This window comes from Phyllobacterium sp. YR620, assembly GCF_900104165.1.
In the GTDB taxonomy this organism is placed as follows: Bacteria; Pseudomonadota; Alphaproteobacteria; order Rhizobiales; family Rhizobiaceae; genus Phyllobacterium; species Phyllobacterium pellucidum.
In genome coordinates this window covers 567,417-588,885 of sequence record NZ_FNJP01000002.1, presented here as the reverse complement: position 1 = coordinate 588,885, position 21,469 = coordinate 567,417, and the positions used below count along the sequence as shown (strand labels likewise).

The following is a 21,469-nucleotide window of genomic DNA, read 5'->3' as shown; positions in this document are numbered from 1 at the left end:
AAATAGTGTCTTCCCCTAAGGGGGGACACCCTCCTTCAGCGGTAGAGGTCGGCGCGTGTCTGCGGCACGGCAGAGATTCCGCGCTTGCGGCGTGACGCCAGCGTCTGATTGATCTGTACGGTGCCACGCTCGAACGCAAGGGCGCAGCCGGTGAGGTACAGCAGCCACAACCGCGCTTTGGCAGCGCCGACTTCCGCGATCGCCTCATCGAAGCGCGCATGGAGACGGTCGGCCCACATGCGGCAAGTGCGGCCATAATGCTCACGCAGATTCTCGACGTCGTGGACCTCGAAACCGTAGCCTTCGAGGTTCTCGACCGTCATGCCGAGATGGTCGAGTTCGCCGCCCGGGAAGATGTATTTGACCAGGGCGAGGTGTTCGGCGCTCTTGCGCCCGAAGGTCTTCTTGTTGCGCTTCATGCGCCGTGTGATCGCGTGGTGGAGATAAAGGCCACCCGGCCTCAGTAATCGGTGCACGCTGGAAAAATAGGTGTCGTAGTGGGCAATGCCCACCGCCTCGAACATGCCGATCGAGGAAATCTTGTCGAACTGCCCCTCGAGATGCTCATAGGATTTCACGTGAATCGTGATCTTGTCCTCAAGGCCTTCCGCCTTGATCCGCTCGCGGGCAAGGGCCGTCTGCGCCTCCGACAAAGATACGCCCGTGCCGGTCACGCCATAATTCTTTGCCGCATAAATCAGCATGGCCCCCCAGCCGCAGCCTATGTCGAGCAGGCGATCGCCGGGCTTGAGGCGCAGCTTGCGGCAGATCAATTCGAGCTTGTCAACCTGCGCCTGGTCGATGCTATTGGCCCAGTCGGTGAAATAGGCGCAGGTATAGACCATGCGCTCATCGAGAAAGAGCTGATAGAAGGCGTTCGACACGTCGTAGTGGTGGGTAATCGCTTCCTTGTTGGACCCGCTGACGTAAGGATTCTTGCCGCCAAGCCCGGAACTGCCGCCTTTTGCTCCGCTCAGCAAAAGCGAAGGCACATCCTTCAAGAGCTGCCACTTTGGCAGGCTTTTCAGCCGGTGCTTGAACTTTCCCTTGGGACCGCGCTCGACGAGATCGAACAGCGTGCCGTTCCTGATGTCGATCTGGCCCGACACCCACAACTCGACGACAGAGCCGATATTGGGTTTGAGAGCGATCTGGCGCACGGCCATAGGATCATTGATGGCAAGTATAGGGCCATCAAAATCACCGATGCGGGTTCCGTCCCAAAGTTCTATCGCAAATTGCGGTTCGATGACGTCGACCACCGTGCGGATGATCCGCGCCGCCTTGTCTTCAGCTGCCATTCTCTGCCCCCGGGCACGGGGCGCAGCAAGTTGCGCGTCGCGTGCGTTGCTTCATTCAGTCTGCTTGGCTTATGACTGCCTGAGCCTCTTTGCAACCCATGCACACATGGCCTTGCTTTTTTCTCTTGAAACGTGGGTCATGACACCCCATTCTCCAATTGTGTTCAACGAATGAAAAGGAGGTGATCCGATGTCTCGTGATTTCGCAATCTGCCACAAAAGGCGTCTGATGCTTTCCATCGGGGATTGTCTCTCCGTTGAATAAGCGCCCGGCGAAAGCCGGGAAAGGCCAAAGACAGCTTTGTGCCAGACGGAATTGCGGGGCCACCCTTCGGGGTGGCCCTTTCCGTTTAAGCTGATGGGATTCTAACACGGGCGGTAAGCTCGATGTCCAAAGCCTTCATTACGGCGAGCGTTGTTTTCAGCGTCGGATTCCCCTCCTCGCTGAACGAGCGATACAGCTGCTCGCGGGACAATCCAGTCTCTGCGGCAATCTTTGTCATCCCCTGCGCCCGTGCAATCACTCCAAGCGCGTGAGCGATATAGCTGGCGTCGCCGGTCGCGAAGGCTTCGGTCAAGAAGATTGCCATGGCTTCTGGTGTGACAAGATCCTCGGCCGGATCGTAGCTTGTCAGTTTCTCTGCCATCATTCGCTCCATTCTGTCGCCAGTCGTCGAGCGACACGAATATCTTTCGCCTGGCTACTTTTATCGCCTCCACAGAGCAGCACTATCAGGACCTCGCCACGCCGCTGGAAGTAGATGCGATAGCCCGGTCCGTGATGTATGCGCAGTTCACTAACGCCCGAGCCAACGGAGTTCGCGTCCCCGGTATGGCCGAAAGCCAATCGATCAAGCCGCGATGCGATGTGCGCGCGGGCGCGAGGGTCTTGCAGGTTTAAGCGCCACTTGCGGAAGATTTCTGTCTGCGTGATTTCTATCATGAAAATGTAGTTTTTAAATTACAAATGTCAATATGCTCAACAATAGCTTCCGGAAGCGAAGCCAACCACCAATGCCAGGTTGCAGGTGCCCTTTGCTCTTGCCGAAATTTGATGATACCAAGAATTTGCCTGAAATCGGTGCATCCTGCCTCAATGCGAGGCAAATTCCTCTGAAAGACCAAGACATGTCGGTTGCCCTAGCCCAAAACGCCGCGTCCCGGCGCGCGTGGCGTGAAGAAATTATTGCGATGCTGGCGTTGAGCTGGCCGATGATTCTGACCAATCTCGCGCAAACAGCGATGACGGCAACCGACGTCATGATGATGGGCTGGGTCGGCGCGGATACGCTCGCAGCCGGCGCCCTCGGCACCAACCTCTACTATATGCCGATGATCTTCGGTCTCGGGCTGATGCTTGCCACCTCGCCGATGATGGCAAAGGAACTCGGCCGCAATCGCTTCTCGGTGCGCGAGGTTCGCCGCACCGTGCGGCAGGGCCTTTGGCTCGCCGTCACCATATCGATTCCGATTTGGTTCGCGTTGTGGCACACCGGACCGATTCTCATTGCTATGGGGCAAAATCCGGCCCTTGCCGATACCGCCGAAGCCTACGTTCGCTCGCTGCAATGGGCGGTCCTGCCGTTCTACGGCTATATCGTATTGCGGTCCTTTATCGCGGCGCTCGAACGTCCCGGCTGGGCGCTGTTCGTTGCCCTCTTCTGCGTCGGCTTCAATGCCCTTGCCAATTGGTGCCTGATCTTCGGACATCTGGGATTCCCCAAGCTTGGGATCGTCGGTTCGGGCATCGCGACCTCCCTGTCGTCGCTGATGATGTTCATCGGCCTCGTCGTCATCATCATGCGCGATCGCCAGTTCCGCCGTTACCATCTGTTCGGTCGCTTCTGGCGTGCCGACTGGCCACGCTATGGCGAACTTCTCCGCCTTGGCCTGCCGATCGCCGCGATCATGAGCTTTGAAGTTACGATCTTCAATGCAGCGGCTTTCCTGATGGGAATTCTCGGCGCGGATTACCTTGCGGCGCATGCGATTGCCATCCAGATTGCCGCCATTGCATTCATGGTGCCGATGGGCTTTGGCCAGGCGGCAACGGTCCGCGTGGGCCGGGCCTACGGGGCACAGGATGGTGACGGAATCAGGCGCGCCGGCTGGGTCGCCTTCATCGGCGGAACCGGCTTCATGGTGCTCACCGCGATGCTGATGCTGTTTGCGCCATACCAGCTTATCAGCGCCTTCATCGATCTGCACGACCCATCAAACGCCGAGGTCATATCGCTCGCCGTCTCGTTCCTGGCGTTCGCCGCGCTCTTCCAGATTTTCGACGGCGGCCAGGCGGTCGCGAGCGGCATGTTGCGTGGCCTGCATGACACCACAGTACCGATGATCTATGCGGCCATTGCCTATTGGGGCATAGGCCTGCCGCTCTCAATCGCCTTTGGCTTCTGGCTGGACATGAAGGGCGCCGGCATTTGGCTCGGGCTCGTCTGCGGTCTTGCCGCCGCAGCAATTCTGTTGCTCAGCCGTTGGCTCCGGCGTGAACAACTTGGAATTGAAGTTATCCGCCACTAGAAGTCGATCGTGCGGCCCTTGATTTCCCAATCGCCGTAGCGGGCAGGATCCTTGCCGCCCCGTCCGCCGATTTCGCGCGGTTTCTCGGCGGCATCCTTTTCCGCCTGCCGGCGCGCTTCCGCTTCCTTGAGGGCGCGCTGGGCCGCCGGCGGCAGCTGGTCAAAGGCGGGATGCCGGCGCTTATCGTCATTGTCGGCGTGCGGCGTTTTTGCTGTCTCTTCGTCCGTCATGTGACACTCGTCATTGAAGCTTGCTGTATAAAGCACCATCATATAGCGGAAGATGGCGAACAAAAGGAATGACCTTGCCAGCCATGGACTCTAACGCTTCATTTCCGAGGGGAGGAATGCAACCATGAACATCATGCGCACTGCAATGCTGCTTGCCTTCATGACCGCCCTGTTCATGGCCGTTGGCTATCTCATCGGCGGCTCCGGCGGCATGATGATCGCGCTCGTGATGGCGGCCGGCATGAACCTTTTCAGCTACTGGAATTCAGACAAGATGGTGCTGCGGATGCACCACGCCGTCGAGGTCGATGAGCGCACCGCGCCCGAATATTACGGCATTGTCCGCGATCTTGCGGCGCGCGCCAACCTGCCCATGCCGAAAGTTTATCTCATCGAGGCGGACCAGCCCAACGCCTTTGCCACCGGGCGCAACCCGCACAATGCGGCTGTCGCCGCCAGTACCGGTCTCTTGCAGCGATTGTCGCCGCAGGAGGTCGCGGCGGTGATGGCGCACGAGCTTGCCCACGTCGAGCACCGCGATACGCTGACGATGACCATTACCGCGACACTCGCCGGTGCCATTTCGATGCTCGGCAATTTCGCCCTGTTCTTCGGCGGCGGCAACCGCGAGAATAATAACCCGCTCGGTTTCATTGGCATTTTGATCGCCATGATCGTCGCGCCCTTTGCCGCAATGATCGTGCAGATGGCGATCAGCCGGACACGGGAATACGCGGCCGACCGGCGCGGCGCACAGATCTGCGGCAATCCGCTTTGGCTCGCATCTGCCCTCAACAAGATCGCGCGCGGCGCCAAGCAGATTGTCAACGAGGATGCGGAGCGAAACCCAGCCTCGGCACCGCTTTTTATCATCAATCCCTTGAGCGGTCGTGGCACTGACAATCTGTTTTCCACGCATCCAAACACCGAAAATCGCATTGCGGCGCTGGAGGCCATGGCCTCGGAATTCACCCGGACCGAGGCGCCCGCGAAATCGGCGCGCGGTGTCGAACAGCCGCTCGACGATGAGGAACCGCGAGACGACCGTCCGACGCCGTGGGGCCGCAATGGCGCAAGCCGCAAAGGCCCTTGGGCATGAGCGCGGAATGGGCAGCCAAACGGAATTTCTCCAGAAAACAGCAAGTTACGGAATCTTTTGACGGGGAGGACAGGCCTGGCCTCGCCGCGCGTCAATGCGCAACACGTCTGCTGGGGGCTGTCATCGAGAAGCATACGTCGCTCGACGGCCTTACCGACAACAGTAACGGGCATCCCCAATATATGGCGCTCGACGACCGTGACCGCTCACTGGTGCGCGCCATTCTCGGGGCTGCGCTGCGCAATCGCGGCGCGATCGAAGCAGCTATCAGCCAGATGATCGACCGGCCGCTGCCGGAAAATGCGGTAGCCCTAAAGCATCTTTTGCACGTGGCGGCGGCACAAATCCTTTATCTCGACCTGCCCGATCGCGCCGCCGTCGATCTTGCCGTGACAGCGGCGAACGGCGACCCCCGCAACCGGCGCTTTGCGTCGATGGTGAATGCCGTCCTGCGGCGCCTGTCGCGGGAAAAGGAGACGTTCGCCAATCGGGCCGCAGTCAATGTTCCTTCATGGTTCGAGGCAAGTCTCATTGCCGCCTTTGGCAAGGAAAAGGCAGGCGCCATCCTTGAAATCCAGGCAAAGGAGCCAGCCGTCGATCTGACGGTCAAGGGCGACCCACAAGTGTGGGCCGAGCGTCTTGGCGGTCTAGCCCTGCCAACGGGCTCGGTTCGGCTTGCCAACATTGAAGGCGCCCTGACCAGCCTTCCGGGCTTTGCCGAGGGGGAGTGGTGGGTGCAGGATACGGCGGCGAGCCTTCCGGCAAAGCTCTTTGGCGACATTACCGGAAAACGTGTTGCCGATCTTTGCGCCGCGCCCGGCGGCAAGACCGCACAGCTTGCTTTGGCTGGTGCCAACGTGACCGCGCTCGATCTGTCCGCCAATCGCCTGAAGCGGCTACGCGCCAATCTCGAGCGCCTGCATTTCACTGCCGACACCGTCGAAGCAAATCTTGCGGCCTATGAACCGGCCGAGCCCTTCGATGCTGTCCTGCTCGACGCACCGTGCTCCTCGACGGGGACGGTACGACGCCATCCCGACGTTCCGTGGACTAAAAGTCCCGAAGAGATCGCCAAACTCGCCGCGCTTCAGGCCAAGCTGCTTGACCACGCCGTCACCCTCGTTCGGCCCGGCGGGACTATCGTGTTTTCCAACTGCTCTCTCGACCCCTCGGAAGGCGAAACGGTCGCAAGGCAATTGATTGCCAAGAACCCCGCCATCGAACTCGTTCCTGTCGTCGCCGAAGAGATCGGTGGCCTCGCAGACCTCATCACGAAAGAAGGTTTTGTGCGCTCTACGCCCGCAGATCTTCCCAATGACGATGGGGCGCTGTCCGGCATGGATGGCTTCTTTGCGGCTCGTTTCCGGCGCAAATACTAAAATTTTAACTGTTTGACCGGATAGTTTAGGCTGTCGTCGACGATTCGAAGCAAAAACAATATGGTCGCGCTCAGCGAAACACCGCAATTGTGGGGACTAGCGACGGCGCAATTGTGGCGCCGTTTCCGCAGGCGCGTGCGAATGGGCCCGCTCTACCGCTGGCGCTTTACCGGCTTTACGCCCGAGCGCGTGCTTATTGCCCCGCAAGATCTGCGCCCGGCCGATCCGCAAATTGCCGAAGAGTTTTACCATGGTCGCTTTGCCTTGGCCGGCAAGGTCGTCGAGACCGGCGGCCGCTCACCGTTCCTGGTCGAGCCACCCAATGCCGCCTGGCAGGCGGCTCTGCACAATTTCGGCTGGCTCCGCCATCTGCGCGCGGCAGGCACGGACCTTGCCACCGCCAACGCCCGCGCCCTCCTCAGCGACTGGATCACTACGCATGGCCGCTCCGTCGCAGGGCCGGCATGGGTGCCGGAGGTCACGGCACAGCGCATCATCGCCTGGCTGCAGCATTCGAGCCTCATTCTGGCAGGCGCAGACCTGCGCGCCTATCGCCAATTCATGCGCTCGCTCGCCGTCCAGGTTCGCTACTTGCGGACGATGGCGGCGGTGATGGATGACGGCGAAGAGAAGCTGCGCGCCCGCATCGCACTCGCACTTGCCGCGCTCGCCCTGCCGGTGGCGTCGAGCACCAGCCGGTCGGCCCGTCGCAACCTCGAATATGAACTCACCCGCCAGATTCTCCCCGATGGCGGCCATATCTCGCGCAATCCCCTTATTATTCTCGAACTGCTCGCAGACCTTCTGCCGCTGCGCCAGACCTATGCCAGCGGCCAGGAGGCGCCGCCCAAAGCGCTGATCGAAGCCATCGAGCGGATGCTGCCGGCGCTGCGTTTTTTTCGCCATCATGACGGCAGCCTTGCCCTGTTCAACGGGGTCGGCGCCACCATGCCGGAACGGGTCATCGCCGTGCTCCGCCATGACGATATCGGCGGCCTACCGCTCATTCACGCGCCGCATTCGGGCTATGAGCGCCTTTCCATGGATTCGACAACGATCATTGCCGACACCGGCCTCGCTCCGCCGGTCACTGCCTCGCGCGATGCCCACGCCGGCTGCTTGTCCTTCGAGATGTCATCGGGCCGCAACCGCTATATCGTCAATGCCGGCGTCGATCGCTATGGCCCGCCCGAATTTCGGCCGCTCGCCCGCTCGACCGCCGCTCATTCGACGGCAACGCTCAACGACACGTCCTCCTGCCGCTTCAGCAATACCTCCGGACTCTCGAACATGATCGGAACGCCGATCATTGCCGGGCCCACCAGGGTGAATATCGAGCGTATAGAGCGGGAAGGCGCCGTCGGCTTCGTTGCCAACCACAATGGCTACGTTCGACCGTTCGGCATCTATCACGAACGCCAAATCGTATTGTCGCACAATGGCAGCGTCATCGAAGGCATCGACAGCTTCTTTGCCGCCGGTCGCAATCCGCTGCGTGATACTGGCGCCGAAAATGTCGTCGTGCGTTTTCACTTGCATCCCGCCGTCCACGTCTCTGTGGACGATAATGGCCTGATCATTCTTCAGGCGGAAAACGACGATATCTGGATGTTCTCGGCAACGGTGCAGCCCTTCGTCGAGGATTCACTGTTCTTTGCCGGGTTCCGCGGGCCCGTCAGGACCCGCCAGATCACATTGTCCTTCAGTGCCGCCCAGCGGTCCGAAGTCGAGTGGCAGTTCACCCGCACAAGCCTCGGCGTTTAGTGCTCCGCCATCACCTGGCGAATGAGGCGTCCAAGACGGGCAATACCGATATCGGCAACCTCTTCGGACGCGAGCGAGAAGCTCAGGCGAATGGTATTTGCCCCGCTGCCGTCGGCGTGGAACGCCTGGCCTGGCACAAAGGCAACACGCTCGGTTTCGATCGAACGGGCAAGGAGCTTTGCCCCGTCAATCCCTTCCGGCAAGGTGACCCAGATGAACATGCCGCCTTCAGGCTTGGTCCATGACACGCCTTCCGGCATATATTTTTCAAGCGCCGTCAGGACGTGATCGCGGCGCGCGCCATAGGTGGCGCGCAGGCGCTCGATCTGCGCGTCGTAAATATCGACGGCCGCATGATACATCGCCATCTGGTTGATGGTAGGGCTGTGGAGGTCCGCCGCTTGCTTCATCAGAACGAGTTTGCGTATGACCGGCTTTGCTGCACAGACGAAACCGAGCCGCAATCCGGGCGACAGCGTCTTCGAGAACGTTCCGCAATAGATCGTGCGCGTTGCATCGATATCGCCCTTGCGCGCAATGTCGAGCGCGAGGATCGGCGGAACCGGCTCACCGTCATAGCGGAGCCCCTGATAGGCGGCGTCTTCGATGATGGGAATGTCGAGTTCGTCGGCAAGATCGAGCAGGCGTTCGCGACCGGCGCGATCCAGGGTTTCGCCGGCGGGATTGGAGAAATCCGGGTTGATATAGGCGAATTTCGGGCGTCCGCCATTGCGAGCCGCCGTGTCCTGGTAACCCGCAGGCGTCATATTGCCCAACTCGGGCGTCAATTGATCATACTGGGGTTCATATGCATTGAATGCCTGCAGCGCACCGAGATAGGTGGGGCTCGTCACCAAAGCGGTATCGGACGGCGAAAGGAAGAGCTTGCCGAGATAGTCCAGGGCCTGCTGCGATCCCGATGTGATGACGATGTTATCGATGTCGCAGACGATGCCGAGCGCCGCGAGGCGCGTCGCGATCCACTCGCGCAAGGGCGCATAGCCTTCGCTGACCGAATATTGCAGCGCCGGGCCGGCCTGGCCGTCGGCAAGCGCACGCTCATAGGCTTTGCGAAAGGCCTCGGTCGGGAACAAGGCCGGATCCGGAATACCACCGGCAAAGGAAATGATGTCCGGCTGATCGAGCAGTTTCAGGAGTTCACGGATTTCCGAAGCGCGCATCCGGTTTGCACGCGTTGCGTATCTGGCTTCCCAGTTGCTCATTTTCTACTCGCTTGATTGTCTCTCGTGCTTGTGCGCCCACCGTCCGGAAACTCCTCCTCGAACGTCGCATAAGCCCGGCGGATATGACGCCATCAAGCGAGATATGTCAATGTATCTGACCTAATTTCGCAGCAAGCCCGGCATAATTCCGGCAAATGCGCGATCCGAAGTAGGATTCCGCGAAGGCCTGTGTTAGAGCCGCCAAATCCACACATCCACATTCTGCTAAGGACGAACTCCCATGGCCGTCGCCGCAAAATCATTTACACCGCCGAACCTTTTCCCCGTCCGTCGAGCGCTGCTATCCGTTTCCGACAAGGCGGGCCTGACGGCCCTTGCCCACGCGCTGCGCCGCCACGGGGTCGAGATCCTTTCCACCGGCGGCACGTCGAAAGCGATCGCGGCAGAGGGCATTCCGGTTCGCGACGTCTCCGATTTAACCGGCTTTCCCGAGATCATGGATGGACGCGTTAAGACATTGCATCCAAAGGTGCATGGCGGTCTCCTGGCCGTCCGCGACGACCCGGAGCATGTCGAAGCGATGAAGACGCATGAGATAGGCGGGATCGACCTCGTCGTCATCAATCTCTATCCGTTCGAAGACGTCCGCCATTCGGGCGCCGACTATGCCAATATCGTCGAGAACATCGACATTGGCGGGCCCGCAATGATCCGCGCGGCTGCCAAGAACCATGCCTATGTCGGTGTGGTCACCGATCCCGGCGACTATGACATGGTGATCGCAATGCTCGACAAGCATGAAGGATCGCTGCCTTACTCGTTCCGTCAAAGTCTCGCGGCCAAGGCCTATGCCCGCACCGCAACCTATGACGCCGCGATTTCCGGATGGTTCGCCGAAGCCTTGATGACGGAGACGCCATCCCGCCGCGCGATCGGCGGTCACCTGCATTCGGTGATGCGCTATGGTGAAAACCCGCACCAGTCCGCCGGCTTCTACCTGACCGGCGAAAAGCGTCCGGGCGTTGCAACCGCGACGCAGCTCCAGGGCAAGCAGCTCTCCTATAACAACATCAACGACACCGATGCGGCCTTCGAACTCGTCGCCGAGTTCGACCCGGCCCGCACCGCTGCAGTCGCGATCATCAAGCATGCCAATCCATGCGGTGTCGCCGAAGGGGCGACGTTGAAGGAGGCTTACCTCAAGGCGCTGGCCTGCGATCCCGTGTCTGCCTTTGGCGGAATCGTGGCCTTGAACGGTACGCTCGACGCCGAGGCTGCCGAGGAGATCGTCAAGATCTTCACCGAGGTCATTATTGCTCCCGACGCGACCCCGGAGGCGCAGGAAATCGTCGCGGCGAAGAAAAACCTGCGCCTGCTGGTAACCGGCGGACTGCCCGATCCCCGTGCGTCCGGCATCAGCGCCAAGACGGTGGCAGGCGGCATACTCGTCCAGTCGCGCGACAGCGGCGTGGTGGACGACCTCGAGTTGAAGGTCGTGACCAAGCGTGCACCCACCGAAACCGAGATGGCTGATCTCAAGCTTGCCTTCCGCATCGCCAAGCACGTCAAATCCAATGCCATTGTCTACGTCAAGGATGGTGCTGCAGTCGGCATTGGCGCGGGGCAGATGAGCCGCGTTGACAGCGCCCGCATTGCTGCCCGCAAGGCCGAGGATGCCGCTGAAGCCGCAGGCATCGAAACGCCCCTCACCAAGGGTTCCGTGGTTGCCTCCGATGCCTTCTTCCCCTTTGCCGATGGTTTGCTCTCAGCCGTCGCCGCGGGAGCGACCGCTGTCATTCAGCCGGGCGGATCGATGCGCGATGATGACGTCATCGCCGCAGCTGATGAGCACGGCATCGCCATGGTGTTTACCGGGATGCGTCACTTCCGGCACTAGAGCAAATCTAGTTAGGTAGAACCTCTGGGCATCGCGGCCGGATAGGGCGTTCGCACGAGAATCGCCAATCCGCCCAGAAGGAAAACGATGATGGTCGCCATGCCAAGGCGCGGCGACCCGCTGAACGCGGTTACCGTCGCCACGAGGAAGGGCGCAAGGAAACTCGTCGCCCGACCCGAGAGCGCATAGATGCCGAAATAGCGGCCGGCTTCTTCAACTGAAACACTCCGCGCCATATACGACCGCGACGAAGCCTGGACCGGGCCGAACGCAACACCGATGAGGAGGCCGAAACAGATATAGGCCTTCTCGGCAGGCGTACCGAACAGGCCGCCGCTGTCAGCGCCGGGAAGCGGTATGAAACCGAAGAGCGTGTAGCCGGGCCCGGTCGAAACAATCCCGATCGTGGCGATCACAAGGACGATGAGCGCCGCCACCACAACCGTCTTCGAGCCCAGCATCGTGTCGAGCCTGCTTGCTGCAAGGCAGCCGAAGATGGCGACGACGTTGAGGATGATGCCGAAAATGCCGATTTCGGCGGTGGCCCAACCGAACATCGTCGCGGCGAAGGCGCCGCCAAGCACGACGAGGGCGTTGACCCCGTCCTGATAGATCATTCGCCCGATCAGGAAGCGGAGAATGCCGGGACGCTGGCGCACCTCGGCCAAGGTCGAACGCAAACGTGCAAGCCCGGAGGCAATGGCGGGGCGGATGGGCAAGCCGCGCGCGCCATCGGGCGTGAAGAAGAACATCGGCAGCACGAAGACAAGGTACCACAAGGCGGCGAGCGGTCCCGTTGCGCGGTCGCCCTCGCCGGCTGAGGGGTCGAGCCCGAAAATCGGTTGCAGGCCCAGCATGGTCTTGCCCGTTTCGGGCGACCCGGCCGTGAAGGCAACGACGAAGATCAGCGCGATCATGCCACCGAGATAGCCGAGGCCCCACGCAATGTTGGATATACGGCCGATGTCCTTCGGCGCAACGAGGCGCGGCATCATGGAATCGTTGAACACGATCGAAAATTCCGCCGCAATCGAGGCCAGCGAAAAGAAGATAAGCGGCATGATCAAGCCCGAGCCCGGCGCTGCGAACCATAGCATGACGAGGCAAGTGATCTTGATGACGGCGAAGAATGCGATCCACGGCTTGCGCCTGCCGGTCTGGTCGGCGATGGAGCCGAGCACAGGCGACAGCACGGCGATGAACAGGCCGGATACGGCGATGGCATAGCCCCAGGCAGCCTGCCCCAATGCCGGATCGCTCGCCATGCGCGAAACGAAATACGGCCCGAAGATGAAGGTGGTGACGACCGTGAAGAACGGCTGCGCCGCCCAGTCGAACAGCATCCACCCCCATATGCCGGACTTGGTCGAGGCAGTGGTTTCGCTTGTCAGCAGCGAGGCGGTCATTGGCACGCCCCTCCGTCCCGCCTGAAGCTTCCCCCACAAGCGGCGAAAGCGGGCTTCATCGAGACTGGCGCCATTTTGCCTCCAGGCATTGGTGATTGCGGGTGATAATTCCCTCCGCCTTTTGGAAGGGTCGCCCCGTGCGGAATTTTGACGAAGCTTATCCCAGGCCCGGATTAGTTCAAGCATGCCCCTCCCCGGACCTTCGGCCCGCCCTCCCCCAAGGGAGAGGGCAAGGGGCTACCACGACTACGACAAATCCGAAAGCAGGCCGGCAGCTACGGCGAGCCGCGATACGGTTAAATCACCGCTCTCGACGATGTTCGCCATGCGCTGGCGCACTTCGTCGACACGCGCGCCACGACTGGTCAGCCAATCCTTGGCCGGATCAGCGTTCTTGCCGTGCCGGCTGAGCGCTGCGACGGCGATACCGCGCCGCGCCTGCGAGATCAAATCCGTCGCGCGGGCAAGCGCCAGGCCGTCATAGTAGTCGGCAACGGAAACCCCGCGCGCGGCGTCTTCGATACGGCCGATGCGGAACGCCTCGGAGATATCGAAATAGGCCTTGCCGGCAGTGGCTATGTCGATATTCGCCTGCTGCGCCACCGCCGCTATATCCGGAATGATCGGCGCGACGGACAGGCGTGCCATTTGCGCGGCAAGCGCCGGTGGTGCGCCGAGTGCCGCATTGCTGGCGGTGTCGTCGCGGATCAACCCGAGCATGGAGGCTGGCAACAGCTTCTCTAGTCTTGGCTGCAGCGCGTCACGGGCTTTCTTGATCTCATCGATCGCCGTCGCGAGACTGGCCCCTGCGGTGCCATTCCGTAGAACCCATGCGGTCGTCCAGTTCAGCATCTGCGCCACCTTGGCGTAGAAACCGTTCTGTGTGTCCCCTGCCACGGCATTGTCGAGGGCGTCAATCGCGGCAAAGACACCGTCGAGCGAGAAGCCGTCACGCACAATGACGTAGGCGCGCACGATCTCCGGACCGGAACGGCCTGTAAGATCGGACAGTCGGCTAACGAAGGTCGGGCCGCCACGATTGATGATGTCGTTGGCGAGCTGCGTTGCGATGATTTCCCGCCGCAGACGATGCGTATGAAGCTCATCGGCAAATCCGGATTGCATCTGCTTCGGGAAATAATCCATCAGCTCGCGATCGAGATAAGGATCGTCGGGCAGGGTGCTTGCCAACAACTGGTCTGATAGCACGATCTTCGCATAGGCAAGCAGGACGCCGAGTTCGGCCCGCGTCAAAGGTATGCTGTCGACCTGCCGTTCGGCGAGGGCCTTGTCATCGGGCAAGGTCTCGACCTTGCGGCTCAGAAGCTTTCGCGCCTCGAGGTCGCTGATGAAACGGGCCTGATAGGCGAGATCGGCCAGGCCGCGCCGCTGCGCCAGCGAGAGAGCCAGGGTCTGCAGATAGTTGTTGCGCAAGACGAGGTCTGCAACCTCTGCTGTCATCGATTCTAGAATCTTGTCGCGCTGGTCGCGCTTGAGCTTGCCGGCGCGCATGGCCTGCGCCAGCGCGATCTTGATATTCACCTCCACGTCCGAGGTGTTGACGCCAGCGGAATTGTCGATCGCATCGGAATTGCAGCGTCCGCCAAGCAGGCCGAACTCGATGCGGCCCTTCTGCGTGACGCCGAGATTGGCGCCTTCGCCGATGACCTTGGCCCTGACATCGCTGCCGGTGATGCGGATCGCGTCATTGGCGCGGTCGCCGACTTCCGCATCGCTCTCTCCCATCGAGCGGACATAGGTGCCGATGCCGCCGAACCACAGGAGATCAACCGGTGCCTTGAGAATGGCGGTCATGATCTCGTAAGGCGTTGCCGTCGTCTTGGCGAGGCCGATGGCCTTCGCGGCTTCCTTGGACAGCGTGATCGACTTCAGCGAGCGCGAGAATACGCCGCCGCCCGCCGAAATTTTCGACTTGTCGAAATCCTGCCAGCTCGACCGCGGCAGGTTAAAGAGGCGCTGCCGCTCCTTGAGCGTCGCCTTGATGTCCGGCTCCGGATCGATGAAAATATCGCGGTGGTCGAAGGCGGCAATCAGCCTTGTCTGCGGCGACAGCAGCATGCCATTGCCAAACACGTCGCCCGACATGTCGCCGACGCCGACCACTGTGAACGGGGTTTTCTGGATATCTGTTCCGATTTCGCGGAAATGGCGCTTGACCGCTTCCCAGGCGCCACGCGCGGTGATGCCCATCTTTTTGTGGTCGTAGCCGGCCGAGCCACCCGAGGCAAAGGCATCGTCGAGCCAGAAATCATGCGCCTGGCTGATCGCATTGGCGGTATCCGAGAATGTCGCCGTGCCTTTGTCCGCGGCAACGACGAAATAAGGATCGTCGCCATCGCGCCGCACCATGTCGGCCGGCGGCACGACGGTCTCGCCGTTCAGATTGTCGGTGACCGAGAGCAGCGTAGAAATGAACGTGATATAGGCAGCGCGGCCGGCCTCGAAGATGGCGTTGCGATCGCCGCCCGTGGGCAGGCGCTTGGGATAGAAACCGCCCTTGGCGCCGACGGGCACGATGACCGCATTCTTGACCTGCTGCGCCTTGACGAGACCCAGAACTTCCGTGCGGTAATCCTGGGCGCGGTCTGACCAGCGAAGCCCGCCGCGGGCAACGGGCCCGAAGCGCAGATGCACGCCTTCGACTTCCGGCCCATAGACGAAGATCTCGCGGTAGGGACGGGGCTCCGGCAACTCGTCGAGTGCACGCGGATCGAGTTTGAAGGCGAGAGATGCGCGTTCGCTGCCATCCTCCTCTGGCGAGAAGGCATTGGTGCGCAGCGTCGATTCGATGAGATTGAGGTAGCGGCGCAGTATCCGGTCGTCGTCAAGGCTCGGAACGCCTTGCAAGGCTTCCTCGATGGCCGCACGGATCGCAGCCTCCTTACGCTCCGATTGCGCGCCCTTGGCCTTGGCCGGGCTTAGCCGTTGCTCGAAGAGATCGTAAAGCTGACGCGCGATCGCCGGGTACCGATTGAGCGTGATTGCGATGAAATCCTGCGAATAGGGAATGCCCGCCTGCTGCAGGTAGCGACCATAAGCGCGCAGGATAATGATCTGCCGCGCCGTGAGTTGGCCGCTCAGCGCCAGTCCATTATAGCCGTCATTGTCGGAGGCGCCGCTCCAGATGTTGCGGAAGACGTCCTCGAACAGGGCGCCACTGTCGCGCAGATCGATGGCCGCGCCCGAAGTGCTGACGAGTTCCATGTCGTGAACGTAGAGCGGGCTGGCATCCGCCGCAGGCAAGGCGAATGTCTGCTCGCTGATGACGCGGAAGCCCATGTTTTCGAGCAGCGGAACACGCTGCGACAGGGCAACAGCCGAGCCATAATGATAGATCTTCAGCGATGCCGCATGGGGCCCGTCTGTACGGTGGCGGTAGAAATCGACGAAGAGCGGATTGCTGCGTGAGAGACCGGCAATTCGGCTCGCATCGACGAGCGCCTCATCCGCGGAAAAGTTCTCACGGTAGGAATCGGGGAATGCTGCCGCCAGCGCAGTATATTGCGATGTGCCCGTACGGTCGCCAACCTCGGCGACGGCATCGTCCCAGGTACGAACGATGGCGCGGACGCCTTCTTCGAGCATCTCACGCTTGACCTTTGGAAAATCGTCCTCGGCATGGCCGATGATGAAGTGGACGCGTGCAAGGTTGCCTTCCGGGAAAGCGGGATAATAGGCCGAGACATGCCCTTCATAGAGCGCGGCGAAGTAAGCGCCCATTTTTTCGCGCACGACGGAATCGTAGCGTTCGCGCGGAACGAAGACAATGATCGACGCAAAGCGGCCGAAGGGATCGACACGGGGCAGGACCCGCACGCGCGGCCGCTCGCCGAGCGCTAGAATGATCTCCGCATAGCGCGTCAACGTCTTGACGTCGATCTGGAACAGGTCGTCGCGCGGATAGCCCTCAAGAACGTTGAGCAGCGCCTTGCCCGAATGGTCTTCGCGATTGAACCCGAGGCGGCTGATGACCGCTTCCGTCTTTGACCGCAGATAGGGGATTTTGAGTACCGAACGCGTATAGGCGCCGGAGGTAAAGAGACCTACGAAGCGAAGCTCGCCGGTGATCCGCCCCTCCGCATCGAAGGTCTTGACGCCGATATAGTCCATATAGCCACGGCGATGCACCAGCGACTTCGTGTTCGCCTTGGTAACGATCAAAAGCTCGGGGCCGGTGAGGAAGGCGATAATCTGCGGCGTCGTGGTGACGCCCTGATTGCCGCGCTTCAACACGCGGACATCGGGGTCGCCGAGGATGCCAAGTCCTGTCTTGCGGGAGCGTTCGAGCTCGCCCTGGTTAGTATCACCGAGGTAGTCGTATTCGCGCACGCCGAGGAACGTGAAATTGTCGTCACGCAGCCATTCGAGGAAAGAGACCGCCTCGTCGATCGCCGCCTTTTTCATGGGCAGCTTTCCGGTCTTGTAGGCATCGATCGCTTCGCCGAGACGGTCGAGCATCGGCCTCCAGTCGCGTACGGCCTCCCGCACCTGTTTCAGCACAGTCGTGAGCGCTGCGTGCATGATCTCGCGGGAAGGTCCGTCGAGCGCGGGCACGTGGATCTGCATGACGCTGACGCGCGCCACATCCTTGCCTGGCTTGTCGGGTCCTGCCGGGCCAATCGCCTTGTTCGTCTTGGCGTCGACATCCATGACCGGGTGCATGACGAGGTAAACAGCGTTCGCCCTGTCGCTTATTTCACCAAGCACGGAATCGAGCAGGAAAGGCATATTGTCGTTGATCAACGTGATCACGGTGACCGGACGGCCGTCGCGATAGACAAGCGACCCCTCGCTCACATCGATGATAGACTGCCCGCTCTTGAAACGTGAGAGTGCCTCCTCGGCAAGCTTCGCCGAAGTCTGGATTGCGCTTCTATCGTAGCCGGCAAGGTCTTCGTCTGGCGCTCGGGCAAAGAGCAACTCTTCGAACAGACCAGCGTCAATCTTCTTGTCTTTGGCCTTGGGTGATTTGGGCTTCGGGGCGGCCTTTCGGTCCAATGCAGTCTGTGAAGCCATCAAAATTCCCCCCTCATTGCGTATTTTGCATGATCATAGCCATTCGGAAGCCGTTTTCGACCCCAAACTGCACCGATGCGGTGAAAATCGTATGACACGCAAGAAAATTACAATTCGACCAGATGGTCATCCAGTTCGTTGATGTCGCCGGGCCTCACCGGGAAATGTTCTTCCAGGAGCAGGCCTGCCTTTTTGATGGCCTTGAGGAATCCGTCGGGCAATTCGTCCCTGCCGGCATGGTCGATCAGAATCGCAACTATATCGTTCCATTCCTGCTGCCCCACCTTGGCGTTGATGCCGGCGTCGGCAACGACCTCCGCATATCGTTCCGCCAGCGAAACAAACAGCAATACGCCGGTGCGCTGCGTGGTGAGGTGAACATTGCGTGCCAGGAATTGCTGGGAGGCATTGAGGTGGGCGCGGCGATAACGAATATGTTTCGGCACGAGCCACATGTGGAGGGCCGGCAGCAGCCGCAACACCAGCAGGGCGGTGACAAGGGCCGAAAGGATTGCCAGGCCGAAAACCGGCAGGGGAATCGCATACCAGAACCAATGGGCCGCGACTGCGACGAGCACAGCGGTGAACAATATCCCGCAGGCGACCATGAAGCCGGCAACGAAGAAATAGCTGTCGCTGCGCCGCGCCAGAACTGCGTAGATTTCGCCGCTTGTGCGGCTCTCCGCCTCGCGAATTGCCGCAGCGATGTTGGCGTGATCGGCTTCGTTCATTACCTGCATGGCCTACCAGCTCCCCGATGCACCGCCGCCGCCGGAGGAACCGCCACCCCCGGAGAAGCCGCCGCCGCCCCCGCCCGACGACCAGCCACCACCGCCGCCGGTCCAGCCGCCCCCTCCGCCTGACCACCCACCGCCCGATCGCCCGCGGGGGCGATTGTCAAAGCGCATACCGAGCCATTCGTATTGGCCGGGGCCGATCTTGCGACCAAATGCCGGGGCCAGCACAGCGGTGGCGAAACCGCCGAAAAAGATGAGAGCCCAGATGGTTATGAAAATTACAAAGAACCAGTCAGTATCGGACGTCGGCTCCTTGATATTGCGCTTGGCCCGCGCCTCAACCTCTGCCTTGTCGCCGGAGAGCACGGTCAGTATGTCATCGACACCGCGCGCGACGCCTCCGGAATAGTCGCCTGAACGAAAGCCGGGTATGATCGCGTTTTCGATGATCAGCTTGGAAAGGAGATCGGTCATCGTGCCCTCAAGCCCATATCCGACTTCGATGCGCACCTTGCGATCGTTTGGGGCAACGACGAGAAGAACACCATTGTTCTCCTGCTTTTGTCCGATCGCCCAGGAGCGGTAGAGCCGATTGGCATATGGTTCGATTTCTTCCCCGTCGAGACTCGGCACGGTGACGACCACCACCTGGTCGGAGGACTTTGCCTCGTAAGCCGCGAGCTTTTCTGTAATTGCGGCGCGGGTCGCAGTGTCGATGATGTTGGCGCCATCGACGACGCGCCCGGTCAGCGCCGGAAGTTCGGCGGCAAAAGCGCAAACCGATAGAAATGCCAGAAGAACGGCCGCGCAAAAGAGCTGCAGCGCCGGTCGAATACGTTTCACCTCACGCAACTCCCGGGAGCATATGCGCGTGGCAGCAGCGACTGCAAACATCACACAAGCCCTTCTTTCCGGCTGATGCCTAGAACTTCACCTGAGGCGTCTGCTTTGCGGAGTCGTCGATCGTGAAGGTCTGGTAAGGCTCGTTGCCGCGGAACCAGATCCAACTCCAGATCATCGTCGGCATGGTCTTGAGCGAGGTGTTGTAGACGCGCACGGCCTCGATATAGTCGCGGCGGGCAACGGCAATGCGGTTTTCCGTCCCCTCAAGTTGCGATTGCAGGGCGAGGAAGTTCTGGTTCGACTTCAAATCGGGATAGTTTTCGACGACGGCAAGCAGGCGTGACAAAGCGCCGGTCAGGTTCGCCTGGTTGTCCTGGAAGGCCTTGAAGGCGTTGGGATCTGTCAGCGTTTCCGGTGTAACCTGTACCTGGGTCGCCTTGGCGCGCGCCTCGACGACGGAGGTCAACACATCCTTTTCCTGAGCCGCATAGCCCTTGACGGTCTCGACCAGATTGGGAATGAGATCGGCACGGCGCTGGTATTGGTTGAGCACCTCGCTCCAGGCAGCCTTCGCCCGTTCCTCATTGGTCGGGATGACGTTGAATCCACAGGCCGAAAGCAGCGGCAGGAGAAGCGCTATGGCAAGAACGGTGAGCGCACGGCGCGGCATCGCGACTGAAGGCAAATATTGCATCGAAAATCATCTCCCAAAATTCGGATACACGGGGCCGGCGGCATCAAAACGAAGCAACGCGAGCCTAGACATTTTTTTCTGCAAAAGGAACTGGCAAAGCGCTATGCTGATTTGCCTTGGAATCGAATGGATGCCTCATGCCCGAACAGAACGACAATCGGCGGCCGGATACTGAATCGAGACGGATTCTTGAGCGTATCGAGCGTGAGACCGCGGTTCATGGCAACGCCATCGTCGGCCGCGCGAAGCGCCATTTTTCTGCACAGGATGCCGACGCCGCCGACCCGATTGAAGTCTGGGGCACGCGCATCGGCCGCCTGCTGGGATTGCTAGTATTAATCGCAATGTTTATTTGGTTAATTGTCTCCATATCCGGAAAGGGATGACGTTCGGCACTGCCGCCGACCCTTTCTTTCCAATTCCCTCGCACGAGTATTTTCAATGACCGGTTCTGCTGTTTCCTCCAACGCTGTCATCGTCATTTCGAGCCACGTTGTTCGTGGCGCCGTGGGCAATCGCGGCGCGGTTTTTGCGCTCGAAACCCTCGGCCATCCGGTCTGGGCGGTGCCTACCGTCATTCTTCCATGGCATCCCGGCCATGGACCGGCCAAGCGCATCGTGCCGGAGCCTCAACAATTCGACGACCTCATTGCCGATCTCGAGCGCGCGCCTTGGCTCGACGAGGTCAGCGCCATCATGACCGGCTATCTTGGTCATGCTTCGCAAGCCGCGAGCGTTGCGCGGCTCGTAAAGACAATCAAGGCACGCAGGAAATCGGTGCGCTATCTCTGCGATCCGGTCATCGGCGACGAGAAGGGCCTTTATGTTCCCGAAGCGACGGCGATGGCCATTCGCGACCAGCTTATGCCGCTCGCCGATATCGCTACGCCGAACCGTTTCGAACTTGCATGGCTTGCGGGGGCGGATCTTCCTGACAACAAGGCGATCATGCAGGCGGCCCTGCATGCCGGGCCGGGCACGATGCTCGTCACCTCTGCCCATCCAATGATCGCCGGCGGCACCGGCAATCTGCTGGTGACCCATTCGCTGGCTCTGCTCGCCGAGCACCGCCTCGTCATCGGTCCGACCAATGGTCTTGGCGACCTGACGTCTGCGCTTTTCCTCGCAAGGACGCTGTCTGGGCTTGAACCCGAGCAGGTCTTGCAGCGAACCACCGCATCGGTGTTCGAGATCATGGCACGCGCCGCCAAACGCGGTGCCGACGAATTGATGCTGGAAGCGGATGCCTCAAGTCTATCGACGCCAATGGCCATGACGCAGATGCGCCGCCTGGTGCATCCGAGCAAAGGCATCCGGGCTTGAGCGCGATCATACACCTGAAGACCAATTGATCTTCGCGATGATGAGG

Annotated in this window: 17 protein-coding genes; 7 read left to right on the top strand and 10 right to left on the bottom strand. The window is 60.7% G+C overall.

Annotated elements, in window-relative coordinates; genetic code table 11:
- Positions 1-35 precede the first annotated feature (35 nt).
- The 3 genes from BLR72_RS09640 to BLR72_RS09630 form a co-directional block, all read right to left on the bottom strand.
- Positions 36-1,301: an SAM-dependent methyltransferase gene (locus BLR72_RS09640; RefSeq protein ID WP_091947768.1), complete on the bottom strand. Its 1,266-nt coding sequence runs from the start codon at positions 1,299-1,301 to the stop codon at positions 36-38.
- A gap of 350 nt (positions 1,302-1,651) precedes the next feature.
- Positions 1,652-1,948, bottom strand: coding sequence for an addiction module antidote protein (locus BLR72_RS09635; RefSeq protein WP_091947765.1), 297 nt, complete (start codon positions 1,946-1,948; stop codon positions 1,652-1,654).
- Positions 1,948-2,244 carry a type II toxin-antitoxin system RelE/ParE family toxin gene (locus BLR72_RS09630; protein WP_091947762.1) on the bottom strand — a complete coding sequence of 99 codons (297 nt, stop codon included), beginning with the start codon at positions 2,242-2,244 and terminating at the stop codon, positions 1,948-1,950. The genes BLR72_RS09635 and BLR72_RS09630 overlap by 1 nt, the downstream gene beginning before the upstream one ends.
- Before the next feature lie 185 nt (positions 2,245-2,429).
- Here BLR72_RS09630 and BLR72_RS09625 point away from each other — a divergent pair, with 185 nt between their 5' ends.
- Positions 2,430-3,830 carry an MATE family efflux transporter gene (locus BLR72_RS09625; protein WP_244506667.1) on the top strand — a complete coding sequence of 467 codons (1,401 nt, stop codon included), beginning with the start codon at positions 2,430-2,432 and terminating at the stop codon, positions 3,828-3,830.
- Here BLR72_RS09625 and BLR72_RS09620 read toward each other — a convergent pair.
- Entirely contained in the window at positions 3,827-4,060 is a 234-nt protein-coding gene (locus BLR72_RS09620; RefSeq protein ID WP_091948617.1) for a DUF1674 domain-containing protein, read from the bottom strand. The genes BLR72_RS09625 and BLR72_RS09620 overlap by 4 nt on opposite strands.
- A gap of 124 nt (positions 4,061-4,184) precedes the next feature.
- On the opposite strand from BLR72_RS09620, the gene htpX reads away from it, so the two are divergent.
- From htpX to BLR72_RS09605, 3 genes are read left to right on the top strand one after another with little or no spacing between them, the layout of a single operon-like run.
- Positions 4,185-5,159 carry a zinc metalloprotease HtpX gene (htpX, locus tag BLR72_RS09615; RefSeq protein ID WP_091947758.1) on the top strand — a complete coding sequence of 325 codons (975 nt, stop codon included), beginning with the start codon at positions 4,185-4,187 and terminating at the stop codon, positions 5,157-5,159.
- Complete coding sequence (locus BLR72_RS09610; RefSeq protein WP_091947755.1) at positions 5,156-6,538, top strand: RsmB/NOP family class I SAM-dependent RNA methyltransferase; 1,383 nt, start codon at positions 5,156-5,158, stop codon at positions 6,536-6,538. Before htpX ends, BLR72_RS09610 begins: the two co-directional genes overlap by 4 nt.
- A 60-nt stretch (positions 6,539-6,598) precedes the next feature.
- Positions 6,599-8,302, top strand: coding sequence for a heparinase II/III family protein (locus BLR72_RS09605; protein ID WP_091947752.1), 1,704 nt, complete (start codon positions 6,599-6,601; stop codon positions 8,300-8,302).
- On the opposite strand, the gene BLR72_RS09600 is transcribed toward BLR72_RS09605, so the two are convergent.
- Positions 8,299-9,525, bottom strand: a complete 1,227-nt coding sequence (locus tag BLR72_RS09600; RefSeq protein WP_091947749.1) for an aminotransferase-like domain-containing protein — start codon at positions 9,523-9,525, stop codon at positions 8,299-8,301. The two genes, BLR72_RS09605 and BLR72_RS09600, sit on opposite strands and share 4 nt — an antisense overlap.
- 241 nt (positions 9,526-9,766) lie before the next feature.
- Between BLR72_RS09600 and purH the strand changes: the two genes are divergently transcribed.
- Positions 9,767-11,383 (top strand): bifunctional phosphoribosylaminoimidazolecarboxamide formyltransferase/IMP cyclohydrolase, encoded by a 1,617-nt coding sequence (purH, locus tag BLR72_RS09595; protein WP_091947747.1) that lies wholly within the window; start codon positions 9,767-9,769, stop codon positions 11,381-11,383.
- Positions 11,384-11,394: 11 nt separating this feature from the next.
- Here purH and BLR72_RS09590 read toward each other — a convergent pair whose 3' ends face one another.
- From BLR72_RS09590 to BLR72_RS09570, 5 genes are all read right to left on the bottom strand, one after another.
- Positions 11,395-12,789 (bottom strand): MFS transporter, encoded by a 1,395-nt coding sequence (locus BLR72_RS09590; RefSeq protein ID WP_175492320.1) that lies wholly within the window; start codon positions 12,787-12,789, stop codon positions 11,395-11,397.
- 246 nt (positions 12,790-13,035) lie between these two features.
- Positions 13,036-17,826 carry an NAD-glutamate dehydrogenase gene (locus tag BLR72_RS09585; protein ID WP_091947744.1) on the bottom strand — a complete coding sequence of 1,597 codons (4,791 nt, stop codon included), beginning with the start codon at positions 17,824-17,826 and terminating at the stop codon, positions 13,036-13,038.
- A 107-nt stretch (positions 17,827-17,933) separates the two neighbouring features.
- Positions 17,934-18,566, bottom strand: coding sequence for a TPM domain-containing protein (locus BLR72_RS09580; RefSeq protein WP_091947741.1), 633 nt, complete (start codon positions 18,564-18,566; stop codon positions 17,934-17,936).
- A 3-nt stretch (positions 18,567-18,569) separates the two neighbouring features.
- Positions 18,570-19,358 carry a TPM domain-containing protein gene (locus BLR72_RS09575; protein ID WP_244506680.1) on the bottom strand — a complete coding sequence of 263 codons (789 nt, stop codon included), beginning with the start codon at positions 19,356-19,358 and terminating at the stop codon, positions 18,570-18,572.
- A gap of 127 nt (positions 19,359-19,485) precedes the next feature.
- Positions 19,486-20,100 carry a LemA family protein gene (locus BLR72_RS09570; protein WP_091947732.1) on the bottom strand — a complete coding sequence of 205 codons (615 nt, stop codon included), beginning with the start codon at positions 20,098-20,100 and terminating at the stop codon, positions 19,486-19,488.
- A 137-nt stretch (positions 20,101-20,237) separates the two neighbouring features.
- Between BLR72_RS09570 and BLR72_RS09565 the strand changes: the two genes are divergently transcribed.
- Together BLR72_RS09565 and pdxY are read left to right on the top strand one after the other, a co-directional pair.
- On the top strand, positions 20,238-20,486 hold the full coding sequence (locus BLR72_RS09565) for a hypothetical protein (protein WP_027231059.1): 249 nt from the start codon (positions 20,238-20,240) through the stop codon (positions 20,484-20,486).
- Between the two features lie 55 nt (positions 20,487-20,541).
- A complete protein-coding gene (pdxY, locus tag BLR72_RS09560; protein ID WP_091947729.1) occupies positions 20,542-21,423 on the top strand; it encodes a pyridoxal kinase PdxY in 882 nt (293 codons plus the stop codon).
- Positions 21,424-21,469 lie beyond the last annotated feature (46 nt).